12 protein-coding genes, 1 tRNA gene and 1 pseudogene are annotated in these 21,124 nt (G+C 62.8%); 7 read left to right on the forward strand and 7 right to left on the reverse strand.

The window, feature by feature from the left end; all coding sequences use genetic code 11:
- Window positions 1–108 precede the first annotated feature (108 nt).
- The 5 genes from AC1DYX_RS08095 to AC1DYX_RS08115 form a co-directional block, all read right to left on the reverse strand.
- Entirely contained in the window at window positions 109–2,430 is a 2,322-nt protein-coding gene (locus AC1DYX_RS08095; protein ID WP_477258095.1) for a beta propeller repeat protein, read from the reverse strand.
- 276 nt (window positions 2,431–2,706) lie between these two features.
- On the reverse strand, window positions 2,707–4,389 hold the full coding sequence (locus AC1DYX_RS08100) for a hypothetical protein (RefSeq protein WP_477258097.1): 1,683 nt from the start codon (window positions 4,387–4,389) through the stop codon (window positions 2,707–2,709).
- 18 nt (window positions 4,390–4,407) lie between these two features.
- Window positions 4,408–5,829 (reverse strand): glycosyltransferase family 2 protein, encoded by a 1,422-nt coding sequence (locus AC1DYX_RS08105; RefSeq protein WP_477258099.1) that lies wholly within the window; start codon window positions 5,827–5,829, stop codon window positions 4,408–4,410.
- Window positions 5,826–6,935 (reverse strand): HEAT repeat domain-containing protein, encoded by a 1,110-nt coding sequence (locus AC1DYX_RS08110; RefSeq protein ID WP_477258101.1) that lies wholly within the window; start codon window positions 6,933–6,935, stop codon window positions 5,826–5,828. The genes AC1DYX_RS08105 and AC1DYX_RS08110 overlap by 4 nt, the downstream gene beginning before the upstream one ends.
- Window positions 6,932–7,315 carry a response regulator transcription factor gene (locus AC1DYX_RS08115; RefSeq protein ID WP_477258103.1) on the reverse strand — a complete coding sequence of 128 codons (384 nt, stop codon included), beginning with the start codon at window positions 7,313–7,315 and terminating at the stop codon, window positions 6,932–6,934. Before AC1DYX_RS08115 ends, AC1DYX_RS08110 begins: the two co-directional genes overlap by 4 nt.
- 802 nt (window positions 7,316–8,117) lie before the next feature.
- Here AC1DYX_RS08115 and AC1DYX_RS08120 point away from each other — a divergent pair.
- The 3 genes from AC1DYX_RS08120 to AC1DYX_RS08130 all read left to right on the forward strand — a co-directional run bounded on the left by AC1DYX_RS08120 (window position 8,118) and on the right by AC1DYX_RS08130 (window position 16,396).
- Window positions 8,118–11,558, forward strand: coding sequence for an FG-GAP-like repeat-containing protein (locus AC1DYX_RS08120; protein ID WP_477258105.1), 3,441 nt, complete (start codon window positions 8,118–8,120; stop codon window positions 11,556–11,558).
- A 358-nt stretch (window positions 11,559–11,916) separates the two neighbouring features.
- Complete coding sequence (locus AC1DYX_RS08125; RefSeq protein WP_477258107.1) at window positions 11,917–15,948, forward strand: RHS repeat domain-containing protein; 4,032 nt, start codon at window positions 11,917–11,919, stop codon at window positions 15,946–15,948.
- 49 nt (window positions 15,949–15,997) lie between these two features.
- Window positions 15,998–16,396: a hypothetical protein gene (locus tag AC1DYX_RS08130; protein ID WP_477258109.1), complete on the forward strand. Its 399-nt coding sequence runs from the start codon at window positions 15,998–16,000 to the stop codon at window positions 16,394–16,396.
- A gap of 1,052 nt (window positions 16,397–17,448) precedes the next feature.
- Here AC1DYX_RS08130 and AC1DYX_RS08135 read toward each other — a convergent pair.
- Both AC1DYX_RS08135 and AC1DYX_RS08140 read right to left on the reverse strand, forming a co-directional pair.
- Window positions 17,449–17,535 (reverse strand) — tRNA-Leu (locus AC1DYX_RS08135).
- 44 nt (window positions 17,536–17,579) lie between these two features.
- Window positions 17,580–17,807, reverse strand: a complete 228-nt coding sequence (locus tag AC1DYX_RS08140; protein ID WP_477258112.1) for a hypothetical protein — start codon at window positions 17,805–17,807, stop codon at window positions 17,580–17,582.
- Window positions 17,808–18,015: 208 nt separating this feature from the next.
- Between AC1DYX_RS08140 and AC1DYX_RS08145 the strand changes: the two genes are divergently transcribed.
- From AC1DYX_RS08145 to AC1DYX_RS08160, 4 genes and pseudogenes are all read left to right on the forward strand, one after another.
- Complete coding sequence (locus AC1DYX_RS08145) at window positions 18,016–18,822, forward strand: hypothetical protein (RefSeq protein ID WP_477258114.1); 807 nt, start codon at window positions 18,016–18,018, stop codon at window positions 18,820–18,822.
- A 189-nt stretch (window positions 18,823–19,011) separates the two neighbouring features.
- Window positions 19,012–20,041, forward strand: a pseudogene (locus AC1DYX_RS08150) (penicillin acylase family protein).
- Window positions 19,992–20,513 (forward strand): thymidine kinase, encoded by a 522-nt coding sequence (locus AC1DYX_RS08155; RefSeq protein ID WP_477258116.1) that lies wholly within the window; start codon window positions 19,992–19,994, stop codon window positions 20,511–20,513. Before AC1DYX_RS08150 ends, AC1DYX_RS08155 begins: the two are co-directional and overlap by 50 nt.
- Before the next feature lie 11 nt (window positions 20,514–20,524).
- On the forward strand, window positions 20,525–21,088 hold the full coding sequence (locus tag AC1DYX_RS08160) for a hypothetical protein (RefSeq protein WP_477258118.1): 564 nt from the start codon (window positions 20,525–20,527) through the stop codon (window positions 21,086–21,088).
- The last annotated feature ends 36 nt before the right edge of the window (window positions 21,089–21,124 follow it).

Here is a 21,124-nt window from a genome sequence, read left to right on the forward strand (position 1 = left end):
TTGACGGGTCAATACATATCAGGGTGGGCACCCCTGTGCCCACGCGGGCGTTTGCGGTTCGCCGGCGTTCGCGTGGGCACGGGGTGCCCACCCTACCCGGACAGGGTCTTAGTTGGCGTACTGGATGCCGCGGGCACCACCGGCCATATACAGCCTGCCGTAGGTGTTCCAGTCACCCGCGATCGCGCCGATGCCGCCGAACTGGTGGTTATCGTCGTTGAAGCGGGTCCATGTGCCGCCGGCATTGTCGGAAGCCCAGATACCCCACTGGCCGTTGATCACGCCGACCACGTACACCGCAGCCGAGTACGGCGCGCCGACAGCGGCCTTGCCGAGCGTCACGAAGCTGGCGCCCTGCACGTCCGGATACGACCAGGTGTCGTGCGTGCCCCAGATCGATGCGAAGTTGTTGATCTTGGTCCAGGTAGCGCCAGAATCGGTCGAGTGGTACACGGTGTTGCCGTCCGCCAGCCAGATGTCGCCCTCGGCGTTCGGGTTTACCGTCATCGTGGTCACGCCGAACGGATTGGCGCGCAGGTTCGCGTTCACCGAGCCCTGGCTCAGCGTGAAGGTGTGGCCGCCATCGGTCGAGACGTAGACCTTGCCTGGCGTTCCCCACCATGCGCCGCCCGAATCGTAGGCGTAGACCTTGTTCGGGTTCTTGCGGTCCGCCGCCAGCTTGTAGCTGCGCGGGAAGCCGCTGACCGGCGACAGCGCGGGCAGGTTGGTCGCGGTCCAGTGCGCGCCGTTATCGGTGGTGTACGAAGGCACCGAATCGGCCGGCGCGAAGACGGCGTTGTTGCGTGAGGTGACGGCGATGTTCGACGCATTGGACGTATTCGATGCCGCGCCGGCCGGCAAGCTGGCGAACCTCGTCCACGTGTTGCCGCCGTCTCCGGACGAGAAGCCGAAGCCACCGCTGTGGTCGGATCCGGCGACGGCAATGTACTGGGAATCGGACCAGGCCATGTCAGCCGAGTTGCCGTTGCTCCAACCCGTCGCCGGGCCCTTGGTCGACTTCGTCGCGAGGTCGGTCTGGACCCACGTGCCGACGTCGCCCGCGCTGTTGATCAGCTTGTACGACGCGCCTGCCGGCGGCGTGACCATCGCCATGGTGACGGTTTCCTCGAGGTTGTTCACCTTCATGTTCCAGGATGGCGTCGCCGAGGAGGCGTTCGTGGTGTCCCAGATGCCGCCGCCGAACACGTACATGATGTGGTCGCGGTTGTTCGGGTCGATCTCGACGTCGTCGAGCCAGCCCCAGTACTCGTTGCCCGCCGGCGAATGCGGCGTCTGGGACACGATTTCGCGCCAGGTGGCGCCGTTGTCGTCGGACAGTTTCATCATGTGCTGGCCAGTCCAGTCGCCCCAGGTGCCGCTCACGGACAGCGCGATGCGGGTGGTCGCGCCGGTGCCGTAGACCGACACGCCGCCGTAACCGCCCCAGGTGGTGGCGGTGGTGTTGAGCTGGGTCCAGGTGTTGCCATGACTGTTGCCGCCAAACTTGTACAGGTAGCTTGTACCGCCGGCGCCGGGCCCGGCGTCCTTGTTGAACACGATGTAGTAATAGCCGTCCGCGGAGCGCACCATGTGCGGGATGTGGTACCCGACCACGTTGGACGGCACCGCGACCGGCGTCCAGTTGCTGCCGCCATTGCCGGTTACGTACAGGGTCGACGTCAGGCCCGCCGCGTTGGCGTAGTCCGGTGCGATGGCGGCATACTCGATCCAGGTCCCCCCAGTGCCGCCCGTCGTCGGCGCTTCGAACATGAGCTGCTCGACGCCGATCGCGCTGCTGGTCAAATGGGTCGTCGACAGCCCGCCCCGCTGGGTCCAGTTCTGCCCGCCGTCCCAGCTCGTGTACAGGCCGTCCTGGCGCGACGCGTACCACAGCCACTGTGGATTGTTCGGGTCGACCTTCAGGCGCTCGCCGATGGCCCGGCCGGCGTCGTTGCCTTTCACCTTGAAGGGCACGGGGTACGAGGTCCAGTTGGTGCCGCGGTCGTTCGAGACGTAGATGCGGCCGCTGCCGTCGCAGCCGGCCACCATGTAGAGCTTCTGGTCATTCTGGATATCGGTTGCCATGCTTTCGATGCAGTGGGCGCCCTGGCCGGCGCCGAAACCCACGCCGTCGGTGATCGGCGTCCACGACGACGCGGCCTGGTTCCAGCGATAGGCGCCGCCGACGTCCGTGCGGGCGTACAGGACGTTCGGGGAAGTCGGATGGTAGATCAGGCCGGTGACATAGCCGCCGCCGCCGAACTTCACGCTGTTCCAGGTCGTCCCCAGGGCCGCGAGAATGCGGGGGGTGTGGCCCGCGTCGGCCACGGGACCCGCGTCGGGTTTGCTGCCCGACCCGCCGCCGCAGGCCGCCAGAACGGCCGCGGCGCCGATCGAAAGTATGGCAATTCTGGTGCTGAATGCTTGCATACGTGTTTCCTCCAGAAAAATAAATGGTTGTGATATGTAATCCCCAGTGCTTTGCCTGGCGGTTACCGTCGACTGGATCGCACCGATCCGTCGTGTCGCCTTCTTTGAGCGATGGGCCATTCTGCGAGCGGCATCAGGCCTCGTTCAATTGCGAAGATCGTCAACGCGGCGAGGAAATCACGGAATATTTGGAGAGAATTGATTCTTGCTGGATAGAAACGAAAATGCACGCCGGGATGCTGTTCGAAGTCATACCGACTTTATCGATTGCTTGTGTCAGCGCAATTCGTGGATGGCGATACCGCCGTAGCCATCCCACGCGCCGAAATCCGCGTCCAGGCCGGGCAGCAGGCGCAGCAGACCTGCCTTGTCGTTGAGGAACGTCGTCGCGCTGCCGTCGATGGTGCGCGTGGATTGCAGGCGGTACAGGGAAGCGCCGGCGGCGGTGCTGGTCACCGGCTGGCGCAGCAGGGCCAGCACCCGGCGCCCGTTGACGTCGACGGCCTGCAAGTCACCCGTGCCGGCTTTCACGTAGCGGCGCTGGATTTCCGGCTCGATGGTGCCGGCTTCCAGCGCGATGCGCACCTGGCGGCCGTGGCTGGCCGCCCAGTCGAGGAAGGGGATGGCGAAGTCGACGATCTGGCTACGATCGGTCCGGTAGTCCATCACGGCGAGGGCGTCCGCGTGCGGCGCCAGCGCGTCCAGCAGCGCGGGGTTCCTGCCCCACCAGAATGGCACGACGAATTCCAGCCGCAGCCCGGGGCCGGCGGCGGCTTTCAGTGCGCGCGCCATCTCGACGTAGGCTGTGTCGCGCCGGGTCGGCGGCAACACGTTGTCCGGCAACAGATAGGGTTCGACGTCGAACTGCACGCCGCGCAGGCGCGCCTCCGGTGGTTGCGCAGCGTTGTAGGCAGCATAGGCCCGCACACGGCGCGCGGCGGCCGGCACCTCGTCGGCCAGCACCATGTGCGGGTCGCCGTCGACGCTATAAATTGCGATGCCACGCGCGCCCGCTGCGCGCACGAAATCGGCCAGCTGGTCGGCTGCGCGCACGGCGGTGCCGTCGTTCAGCGGCACGGTGACGAACAGCGTGCGGATGTCCTGGTCCTTCGCCCAGTCGAGCAGCGCGGGACCGCCGTCGATCCAGTCGCCCGGGCGCCAGACCCAGGTCGCGCGCGGCGCGGGTTGCGGCACTGCGCCTGGCTCCAGCGCCAGCGAGGTAATGTCGATGGCGCCCTGCGTGGCGGGACACAGCAGCACGAACTGGCGCCAGCTGGCGCGGTCCAGCCTGGGCGGCAGTGCTAGGCGCGCGGCCTTGTCGCCGGCCGGCAGGGAGCCCAGGTCGAAGGCGTCGTCACGCGCGCGGCGCGCCTCGTCGGCGACCTGCCACGTGAACGATCCGCCCTGCGCCGCGTAGGTCGTGGCCACCCGGGCGTTGGCACGCGTCATGAACCACGGCCCCGTGAGGATCGCGCCGGCCGCGCGCTGGCCCGGGCGGCAGGTCACGCGCAGGTGGCCGTCCGCCAGCGTCGCCTGCACGCGCTCCTCGACGCCGAACGTGCGCACGCGCATGCTGGCCAGCAGGTTCGCGTGCAGCGGCATCGGCGTCGGGTGTTCCGGCCCCGGTGTCGCCGAGGGCAGGTCGTGCGCGCTGACGGCGAAGCGGCCGTCCGTGACGTTGCCGTGCAGGAGGATCACGTCTTCCGGCCTCTCGCCCGGCGCGAGCGGAACCAGCGTCTCGACCTGGGCGCCGGGCGCCAGCGCGACGCTCGTGCAGCCGGGCACGCGGGCCTGGTCGCTGACGACGTAGCGCAGCGCGGCGGCGCCGGGGCCGCTCGCCTTCGCCTCGGCCTGGAGGGTGCCGCCGGGCGTTGTGCCGGCGGGGCATTCGTGCAGCCAGGCGGCTTGGGCCGGCAGGGTCATGGCGGACAGGGCGAGCGGCAGCAGGACTCGGTGCATGGGGCAGCGGACATTCGGTCAGGAGCCGGGCGTGCTGGCCTGCCAGTCGCCCTTGCGCTTCATCGTACCCCAGGTCGATTCCTTCTGCGTGACCCAGCGCCACAGCCCGATCAGGCGCCACACCGTGTTCAGCTGGCGGTAGCCGAGGTTTTCCAGCAGCACGACGGCGCCCAGCGCCAGCAGCTGCTTGCCGCGCGGGTAGATGTGGAACGACATCTCTTCCAGCAGCAGCCCGGAGGCCGACAGCAGGATGCCGAGGCCGATGGCGACGAACATGAACGTGGTGAACGCCTGCCACGAGATTTCTCCGGTGAGGAAGGCCCAGACCATGAAGACGTAGCCGCCCAGTTCGACCACGGGGCCGAGCCATTCGAACAGCAGCATGAAGGGGAAGGCGAGCCAGCCGGGCACGCCGCCGTTCTTCGAGAACATCAGGCCCCAGTTGGCGCTCAGGCTCTCGGCCAGGCCGCGCTGCCAGCGGATGCGCTGGTTCCTCAGGGTCTTGTAGTCTTCCGGCGCTTCCGTCCAGCAGACGGGATCCGGCACGAATTCGACCTTGTACGGCTGGCGTTGCGCGCGCAGCAGGCGGTGCATGCGCACGATCAGTTCCATGTCCTCGCCGATCGTGTCCGGACGGTAGCCGCCGGTTTGAATCACGGTGTCCTTGCGGAACACGCCGAACGCACCTGAGATGATCAGCATGCCGTTCACGGACGACCAGCCGAGGCGCCCGAACAGGAAGGCGCGCAGGTATTCGACGACCTGGAACAGCGCCCACACGTTGCGCGGCAGGCCGACCCTGGTGAGGAAGCCGCCCGTCACCTCGCAGCCGTTGGCGACGCGGATCGTGCCGCCCGTCGCGACGACGGTCGGGTCGCGCAGGAACGGCTCGGTGACCTTTTCCAGGCTGTCGCGCTGCAGGATCGAGTCGGCGTCCACGCCGCACACGAGGGGATAGCGCGAGGCATTGATGCCGGCGTTCAGCGAGTCGGCCTTGCCGCCGTTGTCCTTGTCGATCACGCGCAGGTTGGGAAAGCGCGTGGAGCGGTAGATCTGGCGGATGTCCTTCGTCGCGATCCGGCGCCGGTAGGCCTCGGGGAAGGGCAGCAGGCCGAATTCGCGCTTCAGCACGTCCAGCGTATTGTCCTTCGAGCCGTCGTTCACGACGATGACCTCGTATTCGGAATACGTCAGCTGCAGCATGGAGCGCACCGACGCGGCGATCGTCGCCTCCTCGTTATAGGCGGGCACGAGGATGCTGACGGGCGGCTCCAGGCCGGAGTATGCCCGCGGCAGGTCGTCCAGCATCTCTTCCTGGCCCTTGCGGTGCAGGGTGCGCAGCGACAGCATGTTCAGCACGAGGTAGCCGCCGTTGAGCAGGATGAAGTAGCACAGCACGAACCAGGTGACGGATTCGATGAGCAGACGGTGCGACATCATGCGGTCCTCACGGGCGAACGGGTCTCGGCAATCACCTGCGCGAGGATGTCGGCGGCGAAGCGGTCGGTGAGAGCGGCCTGCAGGCCGTCCAGTTCGGCGCCGCCGAGCCACGGCAGTTCGGCGATGGCCTGGGCGGCGCGGTAGCGCACCCACCATTCGCGGTCGCCCAATAGGCCGGCCAGACGGTCGACGTCGGAACGGTCGCCGATGCGGCCCAGCGCCTTCGCGGCCAGCACGCGCACCTGCCAGTCCGGGTGCGCCAGCAGCTCGCGCACCCGCGGCAGCAGGCCCGGTGTGTCGACGATGCGCAGGGCCGCCGTCACCAGCTCGATGTCGGCGGCGGCGAGGGCGCCGGCCAGCAGCTCGTCCGGCAGGACGATGCGCAGGGCTTCCGCGATACGCAGTGCGCGCGGCAGGCGCTCCGGCGGCAGCGCCGGCAACAGATCGGCCAGCACGCCCGCGACCGGGGCGCTCGCTTCCTTCAGGATGCCGGCCACGTGCGACATGGCCCAGTCGTCGCGTTCGACGAACAGCGGCGTCAGGTAGGCGGCCGCCTCGGGCGGGTCGATGCGCACGAGCGCCCACAGCGCGCTCAGCGACAGCGTGACGTCGGGACTGTTGGTCAGGTCGCGCAACGTGTCCCACGACTTGCGGTCGCGCAGGTGGCCCAGCAGCAAGGTGGCGAGCAGGCGGTCCGTGCGCGGGCCGCGCGCGAGCATGGCGCGCGCGTCGATTGCCACGCCGAGACGGCGCGCGACGGCGTTCAACGCGAGACTCGCGTCGCCGCGCAGCGACGCCTGCAGGTGCACCCACAGCTTGATGAAGTGAGGACGTTCCGCATCGCTCAGGCGCGGCAGTTCCTCGGGCGTTTCGCCGACGATGGCGGCATTCAGCACGGGACGCCAGCGCGCCAGCGCGCGCGCCTCGCGCCGCTCGCGCCGGCGCAGGGCCATGCGCAGGCGGACGATCTGGGCGCCGAGCAGCAGGGTGAGGAAGAGGGCGCCGATACCCGTCCAGTACGCCGCCGCCAGGATCGGGTCGGACGGCGCCGTGAACGCGATGGCGAGTGCATGGGCCGGAACGATGCCGCCCATGGCCAGGGTCATGCGGTCGTTTTCAGGAAGCGGCGCAGGCGCGCGAGCAATTCCTGCGGCTGGAACGGCTTGATGATGAAGTCGTTGGCCCCGGCGTCGAGGGCGCGCACGGTGTCGCGCTCCGTGTTCTTGGCGGTCAGCATGAGCACCGGCACGGCTTCCCAGCCGGCCTGGGCGCGGATCAGGCCCACGATCTCGAACCCGTCCACGTACGGCAGCATCACGTCCAGCAGCACGAGATCCGGCGCCGGCTGCGACACGACGTGCTGGACGGCGGCGCGGCCATCGGCCACGTGGATCACGCGATAACCCTGGCGCTCCAGCATGAAGCCGAGGACGTGGGCGATGTGGACGTCATCCTCGACGACGAGGACGCTGGGTTGTGCGCTCATGGTGGATGGTCGAAGAGTTTCTGCGAGGCTTCATTATAGCGGAGCAATTTAACATTTGACCGCACGATTGTGGCGTTGTTGCGACTGGCGGTAGCTTATTTTTTGTGACCTTTTGGCGGGGTGGCATAGAACCTTGCGAAAGAGATCAGGAGGCGATTTATTCGGACGGGATTGCCGCCAGGCTCAAAGCATGTTTGCTATTGAATGCTGTTGACACGAGAGCAAACCCGATGAGTCATGGGTTTGAATATGATTTGGTGGTAATTGGATAGAAATGTATTTTTTAGTAGTGGTGGAAATGCATGGAAAACATTGGTGCCATGGGATGCGCGCCTTTGTCATCGGTGAAAATTCACTGCGGAGGTAGGTGATCTTTCGAATATGGTTAATTTCATTGCTTATATTGACATATTTCATAATTTCAATAAATAGTTCACTACGTATACTTCGATGTAATCTCGGCATCTTGTTGACCCGGCGCCGTTGGCAGCCTTCGATGCCGGTCCAAAATGCCAAACGGTTGCCTGATGCATGGCCGTCGTTGCGGTATCAATAGGATTTCTCCGTCTCCGCACAACTCCGTATCCGGTCGGGTTCTCTGTTTCGTCGGCTTGATTTGCGGGAATTCAGGTTTTGGTTTTTTGCCCTTTGGGGCGAGTGTTTCTTTTTCAGACCAGTCATCGTCACGCATCTTTGGCCGAATTAAGGCAAAGCCGCGATCGCGACGGGTGTGGCAGCTAATCATATTGAGGTCCAGGGCGTGCTCAAATTCTTGAACGTGACAGCCAGAACGATGCGTCGTATGTCTGCGCGAACCATCCACGGTGGTGTGCTGCTGTTTTCGATGTTCGTGGCGGGTTCCGCCTGTGCGCAATTCGCGGTGTCGGACAGCGGTACCGCGACCTACAAATATGATCTGACGTTGCCGCCGGGCGCAGGGGGAATGACGCCGTCATTGAGTCTCTCCTACGCGGCAGGCTCTGGCAACGGCCCGCTCGGATATGGCTGGAGCCTGCAAGGGATTTCTGCCATCACGCGCTGCCCCGCGACCTTGGCCACGGATGGAACTTCTTCTGGAGTCCGTTATGCCGGGAGCGACAAATTATGCCTGGACGGCCAGCGCCTGATACAAACCGACAGTTCGGGCACACCGTTGGCCGCAAGTTTGCAGGTCGGCGATGCGCTCGGTCTCGGTGCGAATCAATACCGGGAATACCGAACCGAGCGGGATAGTTACGCCAGGATCCGGGCATACGGGTATGCAAACGGTGACACCACCGGTGCATTCGGGCCCGCCTATTTCAAGGTCTGGTATAAATCCGGCCAGATCGCGGAATTTGGTGCCTCGCCCAACGCTGATGCGAATACCAACGCGCTGATCACCAGCGTCGGCACCAACACCACCATCAGTGTCCCCATGGTGTGGGCGATTGCAAGGTTGAGCAATGCATTCGGCAACAATATCGACTACAAGTACGAGCAGCGTAACGTCCGCTGGGGCAGCAGCACCCAGAGCAGTGGTATGCCCGATATTGCGCGTGAGTGGGCGCTCAGGGAAATTCAATACAGTGGGAACAAGATCATCTTCAACTACCTGGTTGATGCCTCCGGTAACGACCTTCGTACAGACAAGAGTGAGACTGAGCCGAACAACTTCGTGCTGCCAATGAAGAATGTCAGTACCCGGCTATTAAAATCAATCAACTATTACGTCAATAGCCCGAACACGGGCTCGCTGGGGAAGGCCGCAGATGCCGTGCCCGTCAAGAATATCCTGCTGTCCTATGCCAATGGCCCGTTTACCGGGCGCAGTTTGATCCAGAAGATTCAGGAGTGTGTCGGAGAAGGCGCCACCCGGTGTTTGCCGGCGCCGACGTTCAGCTACACCCAAGGCGGCAACGACGCTTATTACCCGAATGCCACATTCTCGGCATCGCCGCTGGCCACGACCGTTCTCCGGTCCGGCGATGGCAACTCGACATTTGTGATTCCAATTGACGTCAACGGCGACGGCAAGACTGACTTGTTGGCCGTGAATTGGACGGCAAGCACTTGGACGGGAAGCAATTGGACGGCAAGCACGTCCAGTAACAAGCTGTATTTGAGCCAGGGCAATGGGTCATTCGCGCAGGTTCCATCGGGAACCGGGGCGGGTCAATTCAATCTGTCGTCCGTGAATCTGTCGTCGGCGAACGGATGCAGCCAAGCTTACATCGTCGACATCAATGGGGATGGTCTTCCGGATATTCTGGTGATCGGGAATAGCTGCTCGGGCGGAACAGATACCGCCTACATCAATAAAGGCGATGGATCGTTCACGCCGAATCCGGTGTCGGGTGTGACCCTGAAAAGGTCTCAGCAACAGATGATCAGGGATTCGAGTGGCTCGCCCCTGGGGTTATCTTATGGTTTGAATTACAATTTTCTGGACGTCAATGGCGACGGCAAGGTTGACGTCGTCGTGACCGAAGCTGCCGGGCCGTTATACGCGTACAGTAGTTCCACGCAACCTTGTTCGGTGAGTAACTGCACGTCGATCTATTATGGCGACGGCAACGGTAAATTCACCAATGCTTCCTACACCGGCAATGGCATGTTTTCACAGACCGATCCACTCGATCCGGCTGTTGGMGATGYGGACGGCGACGGCGTCGACGACCTCAGTGTTTTCGTCCGAGCCGGCAGCGACGGCGTTTCATCCATCGCGATATCGGTGGCCCGTTCGCGTGGGGATGGGACATTCGAAAGCCTCGGTACCCCATACGTAATGCCTACGTCGACGAGCATTCCCGCCGGAACGTATCTGACGGGGTTCGTCAGCTCCGCTGCGTCGTGCCGATCGGGGGGCTTTATCGATTACAACGGCGGCGGTAAGCGAGGCTGCTTATCGGGCAGCGACACCCAGGGCGCCAATACGCTGAGTGGGCTGACCAATTTCAATATCAATGGGGCCGATGACATATTGGGCTCGAAAGACGGCACCATTGGTGTGGACATCTTCGATGCCAACGGCGATGGACGTCAGGACATTTTGCGGTGGCACAGCGATGCAACCAAGAACGCCCTGTATTTGAGCAATGGCGACGGCACCTTCAGKCTGTCGAGCACGTTCAATCTGGGCGGTGCGACGCCCATCCAGTTGCGAAACGCGAATTTCGGCTATGTCCTCGGTGATTTTACCGGCCATGGCGCCGTTGAGATATTGAGGCTCGCCAGTGCGCCTTCGGCTGGCACTGCCACCAGCAACCTCTTGTTGACCAAGAGCGATGCAACGCCGCCGGACCTGATGAATTCAGTCACGTCGGGTATGGGGGTGCAGACAAACGTCTATTATGTTCCCCTGTCGGATGCTAATTATGGCGGCATCAATCGTTACGTCGACGATGCCCGCAACCCGGCGTATGCGATCACCAATGCGCAAGACAAGACGCCGACCATGTATGTCGTGGCCAGGACCGTATCGGACGCCGGTGTGGGAGCCTCGATCAAGCGCAGCGGTGGCGCCGCGCCGACAACGACGACGGAATACAGTTACGCCGGTTTGAAGAAAGATATCCGTGGCCGGGGTTTGCTGGGCTTCCGCGAAGTGCGCCGTCAAATCGTCGCGCCGAACGGTGAAGCGTTGACCACTGTAACCCAGCGGATSCAAGTCCATCCTTACATTGGCATGACGGCCAGCGCCAAGACCTATCGCGGGACCATCAATGCCACCGGCAGTTCCACGCCGTTGTCATCGACCACGAACGTGTACTGTGATCAGACCAACCAGGCCAATGCGGCGGCGGCGACTGCCAGCGTGCCCTGCCCGGTCAGTGCCAAGGTGGCAAGGCCTTACGTCTATCAGACCGTCAGCTCAGGCAACGATCTGGACGGTACCGCATTGCCCCAGCAGGTTACGACCGTCACGCAATTCTCCGACTCGGGCGAGCCCCTGCAGGTGCAAACCCAGACAACGGGCACGGTTGCCGGCGTGTCGCAGACGTTCACAAAAACCGTGACGAACACGCTGGATACGACAGCCAACAATACCGCCTGCACCGACGCCAGCGGTCTGGTGTGCGCGTGGGTGATCGGCAGGATGAGCCGGTCCACCGTCAACAGCCAGGTGCCCAGCGCCGTTGCGGGCACGGTCAGCCAGGGGACGTCGGCCGTTGCCAATATCGTCCCGGCCACGCCGACGCCGGCACCTGTCCCGATGAGTCAGATATTGAGCGTTATCGTCAATTTGCACATGGACGATTGAATCGCTCAAGAACACCCCGTGTCTTGAACAGTACCGGCAGCACGAGCCCGGATGTGCAAGCGCCTGCTTGCCCATCCTGGGCGGGATCGGCCTTCAACTATCACTCGACGAAGTGGCCCCGGTTTGGCGCACGCGACCAATCGTCCGTACGTCAGCTCGACCTAATTAAAAATTGCAGGAACAAGAAATGAAGCTCACATCAGAGGTTGGGAACTCGGGATGCGGCATGTCTGAAGATACAGGCCGCCAGCGGGTCGGATACATGGCCGGCGTGGTTTGCGCYATGGAGGCGTTGATGCGTCGGATACCGCTCATTGCACTGCTGGGCYTGCTGGYCTGGCAGCCKGCGCRGGCGCAAGTGCCGTCGAATCCGTTCAACTACACGCGTACGACGAGCTATACCTACTACGGCTCGGCGGACGGTGCCAAGGSTGGRCWRCTCAAGAGCGAGACGRTCGAGCCCGACTCCCCGCAACTGGCCACGGTCACSAGCTACGAYTACGACCTGTCGTCCGGCAACCGTATCAGCGCCAGCGTCGCCAATGCGCCGGGTGCCACCGGCCAGGCCCTGTTCGCCACGCGCAGCACCAGCAGCGCCTACGCGGCGGTGACTAACCAGTCGATCAAGGTAGGCGGCGGCAACGTCAACGTCAACATTCCCGCAGGCCTGTTYGCCACCACCCAGACCGTGGACCCSGCCGGSCTGGCCTTCAGYGAGAACCGCAGCTACGACCCGCGCTTTGGCGTCATGCTCAGCCTCACAGGCCCCAACAGCCTGACGACCAGCTGGCAATACGACGACTTCGGACGCGTCACGCGCGAGTTGCACGCGGACGGTACCAGCGTCGTCACCGCCTACTGCATCATCGCCGGGCAGGGCGTGGACACCAGCAGCAACAGCAGCACCGCCAACGGCGACCCCCTGAGCTGCCCCACGCCGCCGAGTGGAGAACTCCTGCCCGACACGATGATGTTCGTGCACAGCGTGCCGCTGGACGCCAATGGCRTGGCGATGGGCCCGTATCAGCGCGTCTATACCGATACGTTGGGCCGGGAAATCCGCCGCGTCACGGAAAGCTTCGACGGCAGCGCACAGAGCAGCTCCTTCGCCCACGTGCCCGTCTACACCGACAGCACGTACGACCAGTACGGCGTGAAGGTCCAGCAAACCCAACCTTACTTCGCCAGCACCCTCAGCGCGAACACGACCGGCAGCAACGACGTGGGGTTGACCTGGGTGCAGGTGGACGCACTCGGGCGCTCGACCATCGTGTTCGTGGCCGACCCGAAGGGCAACAGCACGCACACCTCGATGGGCTACGGCCCCAACTTCGGCAGCCGTACCGTGGCCTTGACCCGTTTTACCTATAGCGGGCAAAAGACCACCACGTTCAATGACAAGGGCCAGCAGCGCATCGAAGAGACGAACGCCCTCGGCCAGCTGGCGGTCGTGACCGATGCCGCCGGCGCGACCCTGATCCACCAGCGCGACGTCTTCGGCAACCTGATCAAGACCATCGACGCGACGGGCAATGCGACCGTGGTGGTTTATAACTACCGCGGCCGCAAGACCCAGCTGCAGGACCCCGACACGGGCGTGTGGAACTACGCCTACGACGCGCTGGGCGAACTGGTGTGGCAACAAAGCCCCAACCAGGCCAAAGGCGGCACCCAGACCACGATGGTCTACGACGTGCTGGGCCGCATGACCAGCCGTGTCGAGCCCGAATACACCAGCACCTGGCGCTACGACAGGAACGCCGACGGCAGCTCCTGCATGGCCGCCAACCCGGCCCTGGGCAAGGGCAAGCTCTGCCAGAGCAGCGCCACCAATAACGTCAGCCACCAGTACGCCTACGACGACAAGGGCCGCCCCACCAGCAGCCGCACCACCGTCACGAACGGCCCCAGCTTCATCAGCGCGGTGAGCTACGAGCCCAACACCAGCCGCCTGGCTTCGCAGACCTACCCGACCGGCGTGAAGGTGACCTACGCCTACACCACCAACGGCTGGCTGGAAAAGCTGCTGCTGGGGACGACCGCCAACGTCGCGCCGCTGCCCAACGCCCAAGGGGCTCGCGCGGCCAGCGTCACCCTGGCGGCCGGCAGCGTGCTGTGGCAAAGCCGGGTCGTCAATGCCCGCGGCCAGGCGGAACAACAGGTCTACGGCAGCGACGGCGGCGGCGCCAACAGCGTGACCGCCAAGGCCGTCTTCGACGCCAACACCGGTCGGGTGACCGACCTCGCCACCGGCCTTGCGGCCAGCCCGACCAAGGTACTGTCCCAGCACTACACCTGGGACAGCCTGAGCAATCTCACGGGCCGAACGGACGATAACGGTGACGAAAGCGGCGGCGTCAGCACCGGCGCCGTGAGCGAGAGCTTCGTCTATGGAGACGCGCTCAATCGCCTGACCAGTTACACCGTGAGCGCGCCGGCCATCCCCAACCTGAGCCGCACCGTCAACCTGCAGTACAACGCCGTGGGGCAACTGATCAGCAAGAGCGACGTCGGCACCTTCAGCTACGTGGCGCCGGGCGGCGGCGCGGGTAGCAAACCGCACGCGGTGCGCAGCGTGGCGGGCAGCTACACCGCCAGCTACGGCTATGACGACAACGGTAACGTCATCAGCGCCACCAACGGTAAATACCGCAGCGTCAGCTACACCAGCTTCGACCAGCCGGACAGCGGCCAGGGTCTGCAAGGCCCGTCCGGCAGTCCCAAATACACCTGGCAATACGATGAGAACCACGCGCGGGTGAGCGAAACCCGGGTGAACGCCAGCGGTACGCGCACCACGTGGTATGTGGGCGGGAACTTCGAGTCGGAAACGGCCCCTGGCGGCGCGATCAGCAACCGCCACATGCTGACCGTGGGCGGCCAGGTCATCGGCGTACTGATCAGCACCGGTGCGCTGCCGGGACCAACGGTGGACATCACCCAGAGCCCGCCGGCCAGCGTCAGCCTGGTGAAGGTGGAGTACTGGCACAAGGATCACCTGGGCAGCCTGATCAGCACCACCGATCATACGGGAGCGGTGACGGCGCGCTACGCCTACGACCCGTTCGGCAAGCACCGCTATACCAACGGCAGCTACGATGCCAATGGCAACGTGGTCGTGGACTGGAGTCCGACCCTGAATTCGGGAACCGGCAATGGCCTTGCCGGCGCCGAGCAACTCGACGACGTGGGCGTGGTGCACATGAATGGCCGGCTGTTCGACCCGATGCTGGGGTTGTTCATGCAGCCGAACCCCAGCGTGAATGACGGGGGGAACCTGCAGAACTACAACCGTTACAGCTATTGCGAGAACAATCCGTTGACCTGTACCGACCCCAGCGGTCTGCCAGGGGCACAGCCTCTGATCAGCGCCAGTGCTATAAGCATGACCATGCGTCAGGGTAACATGGTGCAGGTGAACGTCCAGATCTATACCGCCTCTTCCGGCCTGGCCTTTGCCGGCGCGGCCAGGCCCCTGGGTATCCTGATGTGCGGCGGTGTTTCCTGCGCGAATAAGGTGTTAACGAATCAAATACAATACACGTCCGAGGAGATAGCTCAGATATCCGCGATGTACGCCGCCCAGGCCCAGGCCCAGTACGCGCAGGAGTCGGCGGCCAGGCAGCAGGCGCAGGACTGGTACCGGAACTATTACGAGGGACTGGAAACAAGTGCCAAAATGCAGGGCTTGCAGTTCGATCAGCGGCAAGAACGATTGGCGGACCGTAGGAATAAGATCAGCTACCTGTATCAGAAGTGGAGAGAAAAAGGTGGCACTGGCGGGGCGGCTGAATTCCTTAATTGGCTCAATAATCCTACGAGTCTAGACAATGGAACTTCGCCGGAGGGATTGACTCCGGCACAGCGTGCATACCTTTTTAACACTGTTGCGTGTTATCCTGCATGCGCGCTACCTCTTCGTATGTTAGCAGGAGGAGCGGCTGCCGGGACGGCAGGGGCTCTGGGGCAACGTAACGGTGAGCTGTCCGATCCCGACGACTCTCTGGAAATGGAAAGGAAGGCTACAACTCCGGAGCAAAGACTGGCCAGAGCTTGGACGCAGTTGGACAAGTTACTTGCCAAAGAAGCGAACAGTAGTAATAGCGGTCCACCTGAGTATCAATATGCGCTTGTCGCGAGGGCCGATGGATTATATCCAGATGTTCGGCACGGCACCGTGGAGTTGAAAATGGGAGATGTTTGGAAGTTTGGCACTTCCTTTGATACGGACACTAGATATTCTCAAGCGGTCTTGGACGGGCTGAACCTTACAATGGTGGTTCAAACAACTGGAAATGCGATCCAAGTGTTAGTGCAAGAGAAGGTTAATTTGATTGGTTATTATGTTACTCATGGTGAACTGCCACCAGGTAACAAGAGATTTAAGTGAGATTGCAATGCATTTAACAGTTGCAAGCGTAGCGACAAATGAGACGGTCATGGCGCTTAACAGGTTCTCAAATGCGATCGAGGCGGCTATAAATCCGACTTTGGCTCACGAAAGCTACGGAACCATCGGACGATTTATGCTTGTTATCGTTTCGGTCGACGAGGATGCAGAGGAAAATCTGAAATTTTGCGAAAAGCACAATAAGTCTGGAACCTATACACATCCTTTCACAAAGGAAAAGGTCAAGTATTTCAGCTTGGCAGTGCCATTGAATCCGAAGGAAATCGTCTCTCTTTCTGAAGACAATCTTCGGAGGCGTTTGATAACGGAGATGATTAATATTATGGCAAATCCTGTTGTGAAGGTTCCAAAGGGGTTTGATTACGAAAGACTTGCGAAAAAGCTTATGCTGGACTTGCAAATACTGGGCGCGGCCACTTTTGAGTAGACGAGGGATTGCAAGCGGTTATTCATGCATTGAACCGATCGCTATTGTTTTCTTTCATTATGGCAACTCGTAAGTTCTATAATGTAGAGTTTTTGGTGCTTGGCGGTGATCAGCAGGATGGAAAAAAATGCCTCGGTTGCCTGCCGCCGGGGGTGGAAATCGGTCGTATCTGTTTGTATTCCACATGTGCAAAATTCGTATCGCGACCGTGAGCTATCCAAATTTGACTGAAAACGGCATCCCGTTGGCGATACCACCGCTGGTGGCGACCGAAATCGCCGGTGCGGACATTCACGATGCCTATCGAGATTCTATGTCACGTAATTCCGATTGGCACGCAGGGCCGTGCTGGCGTTGATTAGTGCGTTAAACGCTTCCTGGTGCAGCGTTAAACGCTGCTGATCTAAATAAGCTTGCAACGCAAGGTTTAGCCAAGCGCAGGTCGTTTTCGTGCGTAAAACGGCTCGATTAGGCGTCTTTTTAGAAATGTTTTTCTCGGGGCTCAGGTCTTGGCCTGAGCAGCGCGGTAGGCTGAAAAAGAAGCGCAACGCCAAGTGTGTTGCCGGATACTGCACCCCCGCCTGCCGCGGTAGAGTAACTTCTGCCGTCCCCAAACACCATCAGGCCACCTAATCAGCGTGCCCGACCACACAGGCACGGTGACTGAGCACTACGGTTATGGCTCTTTCACATGCGCCACAATCACTATATTAACGGCAGCTACGACGTCTCCGGCAACGTGGTGTTGGACCGGAGCCCCTGAAAGCTAGCGCCGCCAATGGCTTCACCAGTGCCGCGCAGGTCGACGGCGCGGCATAGTACGCACGCAGTGGTAGACTTGGCGGCCTGAACGAACGTCTCCATCAACGCAATAGCTGTCCCGGTGCATGTTGTGGCCGTATTCCGTTTTTGGCATGGTCTTGATACCGTCACGTCTACCTTCAGTCGCATGATCTGATTCGCCGTAAATTGAGATGAACTGAAACGATCGAACCACTTAATTGCAGAGGGCGGGACAGGGCAGACGTTTGGAGATGGCGAGAGAAAAGAAATGGTGCCCGGAGCCGGAATCGAACCGGCACGCCATCGCTGGCACGGGATTTTAAGTCCCGGGTGTCTACCAGTTTCACCATCCGGGCAGCGCGCAGGATTCTAGCACAGCCGGACCCGGTCAGGGTCGAAATTACAACGTTGTCCGCAAAGGCAGTGGCCGGGTATTACCGAACGGCCTGACGAGCGCTGCTGCCACCTCCAGCACGACAGGACGTGGCCGATCCGCGACGCGCCGCTGCGCCGGCCGCGTCAGCACACGCAGCGCAACGTCGAGCGGCACGCCATCCTCGTGCAGCAGACGTGCGGCCCGGGCGATTCCGTGCTGCCGGCTGGCGGCCACCACAGTATCGATGAACATGGAGGATATACGGTCGCGTCGTCGATTCATTCCTGCGTTCTCCACTGCCGAGACCGCCGTATTGTGCCCCGATTCCTTCCACGCTGCCATTCCACGCGCGCTGTACATACGCAAAAGGCCGGCTTCAGTCCGCGCCACGCATGGTGTAGCATGCGGGGCCATACGCCCGCGGCCGCGTCGCTGCGGCAGGACCCTGCAAGGAAAAACATTGAATATCACGATCAACGAGGAACTCCGCTCATTCATCGATCCCCTCACGCCCGTCGAATACGCGGCGCTCGAACGCAGCCTGCTGGCCGACGGATGCCGCGATGCGCTCGTGCTGTGGCGCGACGTGCTGATCGATGGCCATAACCGCTACGACATCTGCCGCAAGCACGACATCCCGTTCCGCACCGTCGCCAACGACAAGTTCGATTCGCTCGAGGACGTCATGCTGTGGGTGATCGACAATAATCTCGCGCGCCGCAGCGTCTCGGATTTTCAGCGCGGCATGCTCGCCCTGCGCAAGAAGGAAATCGTGGCCGCGCGCGCCGCCCAGCGCGCCGCGCAGCAACCGCCGGACGCCGCGCCGGAACAAGCGGCCCAGGAAGCGGCCGACGATCCGACCGATCCGCCCTGGAGCACGCGCGAAGATGTCGCGAAAGCCGCGCGTGTGTCCGCGAACACGCTGAGTCAGATCGAACGCATCCGCAAGACGGCGGCGCCGCAGCTGGTCGAGGCCGTACGCAGCGGGGCGATTTCGGTAAGCGCCGCCGCCACCGTCGCGTCGCTGCCGCCGGAAGCGCAGATCGCGGCCGTGGCCGGCGGACGCAAGGAATTGCAGCAGGCTGCGCGCCAGGTGCGCGAACAGAAGGCAGGCGCGAAGCCGAAGAAGGAAACCGTGCCGGATTCGCCGGAAGAACAGGTCAAGGCCTTGCGGTCCCAGGTCGGCGAACTGAAGGACCGGGTCGCCACCCTGATGACGGAAAACGAAGTGCTGCGCCAGAAGCTTGCCGCGCTCGGTGGTGCCTGATCCCGACGAGGAGGAGGCGTGACGACGTCCCGCTGCACGCCGGCCCCGCTGGCCTGCGCCGCGTTGCTGGCGCTGACGCCGCCGCTCCCGGCGCACGCCGCTGCCACCAGGGCCGCGGCCGTGGTGCGCTCCGCATTCGCGGCGGCCGACCTGGCGCGCATGAAGGYGGCGGCGTGGCGCGTGACGATCATGCGCCACCAGTGGGGCATCCCGCACGTGTTCGGCAAGACGGATGCCGATGCTGTGTTCGGCATGCTGTACGCGCAGGCCGAGGACGATTTCAACCGCGTCGAACTGACACATCAATGCGCTAGGCCGGCTGGCCGAGGTCGAAGGGGAGAAGGAGATCTGGCGCGACCTGCGCATGAAGCTCTACATCGATCCGGTCGACCTGAAGGCGAAGTATGCGGCGAGTCCCGCCTGGCTGAAGACGCTGATGGACGCGTATGCCGATGGCCTGAACTGGTATCTCGCCACGCATCCGCAGGTAAAACCGAAGCTGATCACCCGATTCGAACCGTGGATGGCGCTCGCGTTCAGCGAGGGCAGCATCGGCGGCGATATCGAAAGCATCGACCTGAAGGGACTGGAAGTGTTTTATGGCCCGCAACTGGCGCCGAAGGTAACGCTGGCCGACCTCGGCGAAACGGACAACGGCTTCGATCCGGAGCCGCGCGGCTCGAACGGCTTCGCCATCGCGCCCGCGCGCACGGCTGGTGGACATGCGCTGTTGCTGATCAACCCGCACACGTCGTTCTACTTCCGCCCCGAGATCCACATGGTGAGCGGGGAAGGACTGAACGCCTACGGGGCCGTGACGTGGGGGGCAGTTCTTCATCTATCAAGGCTTCAACGACCGCATCGGCTGGATGCACACGTCGGCCGTCGAGTTCGGCCCGCGCGTGCGCGCGAAGAGCATCCTGGCCGGGGGCGAAAGCGGCGTTCCGCGCTCGCCCCATTTCGCGGACCAGGGGGCGATGTACAGCCGCGGCGAATTCAAGGATGTCCTGTTTTACAAGGAAGACATCGAGAAGCATCTCGAGCGCAAATATCACCCGGGCGAGTGAGTTGGCCACCTCATGCGCCAGCCCGGATTGCTATAATCGCCGGATCGTATAACGGCATTCCAGGGCAGGGCAGTGGCAAAACTCTATTTCAGGTATTCGGCAATGAACGCGGGCAAATCGACGTCGTTGCTGCAGGTGGCGCACAACTATGAAGAGCAGGGCCAGAAGGTCCAGCTGTACACGGCCGCCATCGACGACCGCTACGGCGTCGGCCAGATCACGTCGCGCCTGGGCCCCCAGCGTCAGGTCGACGTGTTCGACCGCGATACGGATTTCCTGGAGAGCACGCGTCATGTCGCCTGCGTGCTCGTCGACGAAGCCCAGTTCCTGACGACGGCCCAGGTCGTGCAATTGCACCAGCTGGCCCAGGTGCGCGGCGTGCCCGTGATCTGCTATGGCCTGCGCAGCGATTTCCGCGGCGAGCCTTTCCCCGGTTCGGCATATCTGCTGGCGCTGGCCGACGATATCGAGGAAATCAAGAACATCTGCACGTGCGGCAAGAAGGCGACGATGAACATCCGGGTCGATCCGGAAGGACGCCGCATCCGCGAAGGCGAGCAGGTCAGCATCGGCGGCAACGAGAGTTACCGCCAGGCCTGCGGCCGCTGTTTCTACCTGGGCTGACCTCCACGATCATGTCCTGGCTGGCAGGTTGCGCCGCCCATCTGCCCGCGTGGGCCTGCGGCTTCGGCGAGATCATGCTGTACCTCGTGCCGTCGTTGGCGCTGGCATTCCTGATCTGGATCGTGACCAGCGCGCACCCGGTCTTTTTTGTGTTCAGCGTCGTCGGCACGCTGTGCCACGAGCTGGCGCATTTTTCCGTCGGCCTGCTGCTCAACGCAGAGCCGGTCGGCTTTACCATCATTCCACGCCGCAACGGCCGCACGTGGGAACTGGGCTCCGTCTCGTTCGGCAACCTTCGTTGGTACAACGCGGCGCCGGCCGCACTCGCGCCCTTCCTCGTGCTGCTCGTGCCGCTCGCGGTCGCCTGGTGGCGTACCCGCAGCCCGTGGCGCTTCGGCCCGGCCGACCTGGTGCTGACCCTCGTGCTGGCACCGCAATTCCTGTCGTTCTGGCCATCCCCCGTGGACTGGAAGCTGGCGCTGCGCAGCTGGCCTTATCTGTTGATCATTGCTGCGGCTGCCATTGCCTGGTGGTGTTGGTTCCACACCAGTTTGTTTCGTTTTGTAAAACCGTAGCCGAGGCCCCGGCGCCAAGACTTAAGCTCGGCTGAA

The sequence above is a fragment of the Massilia sp. P2_C2 genome, from assembly GCF_056404615.1.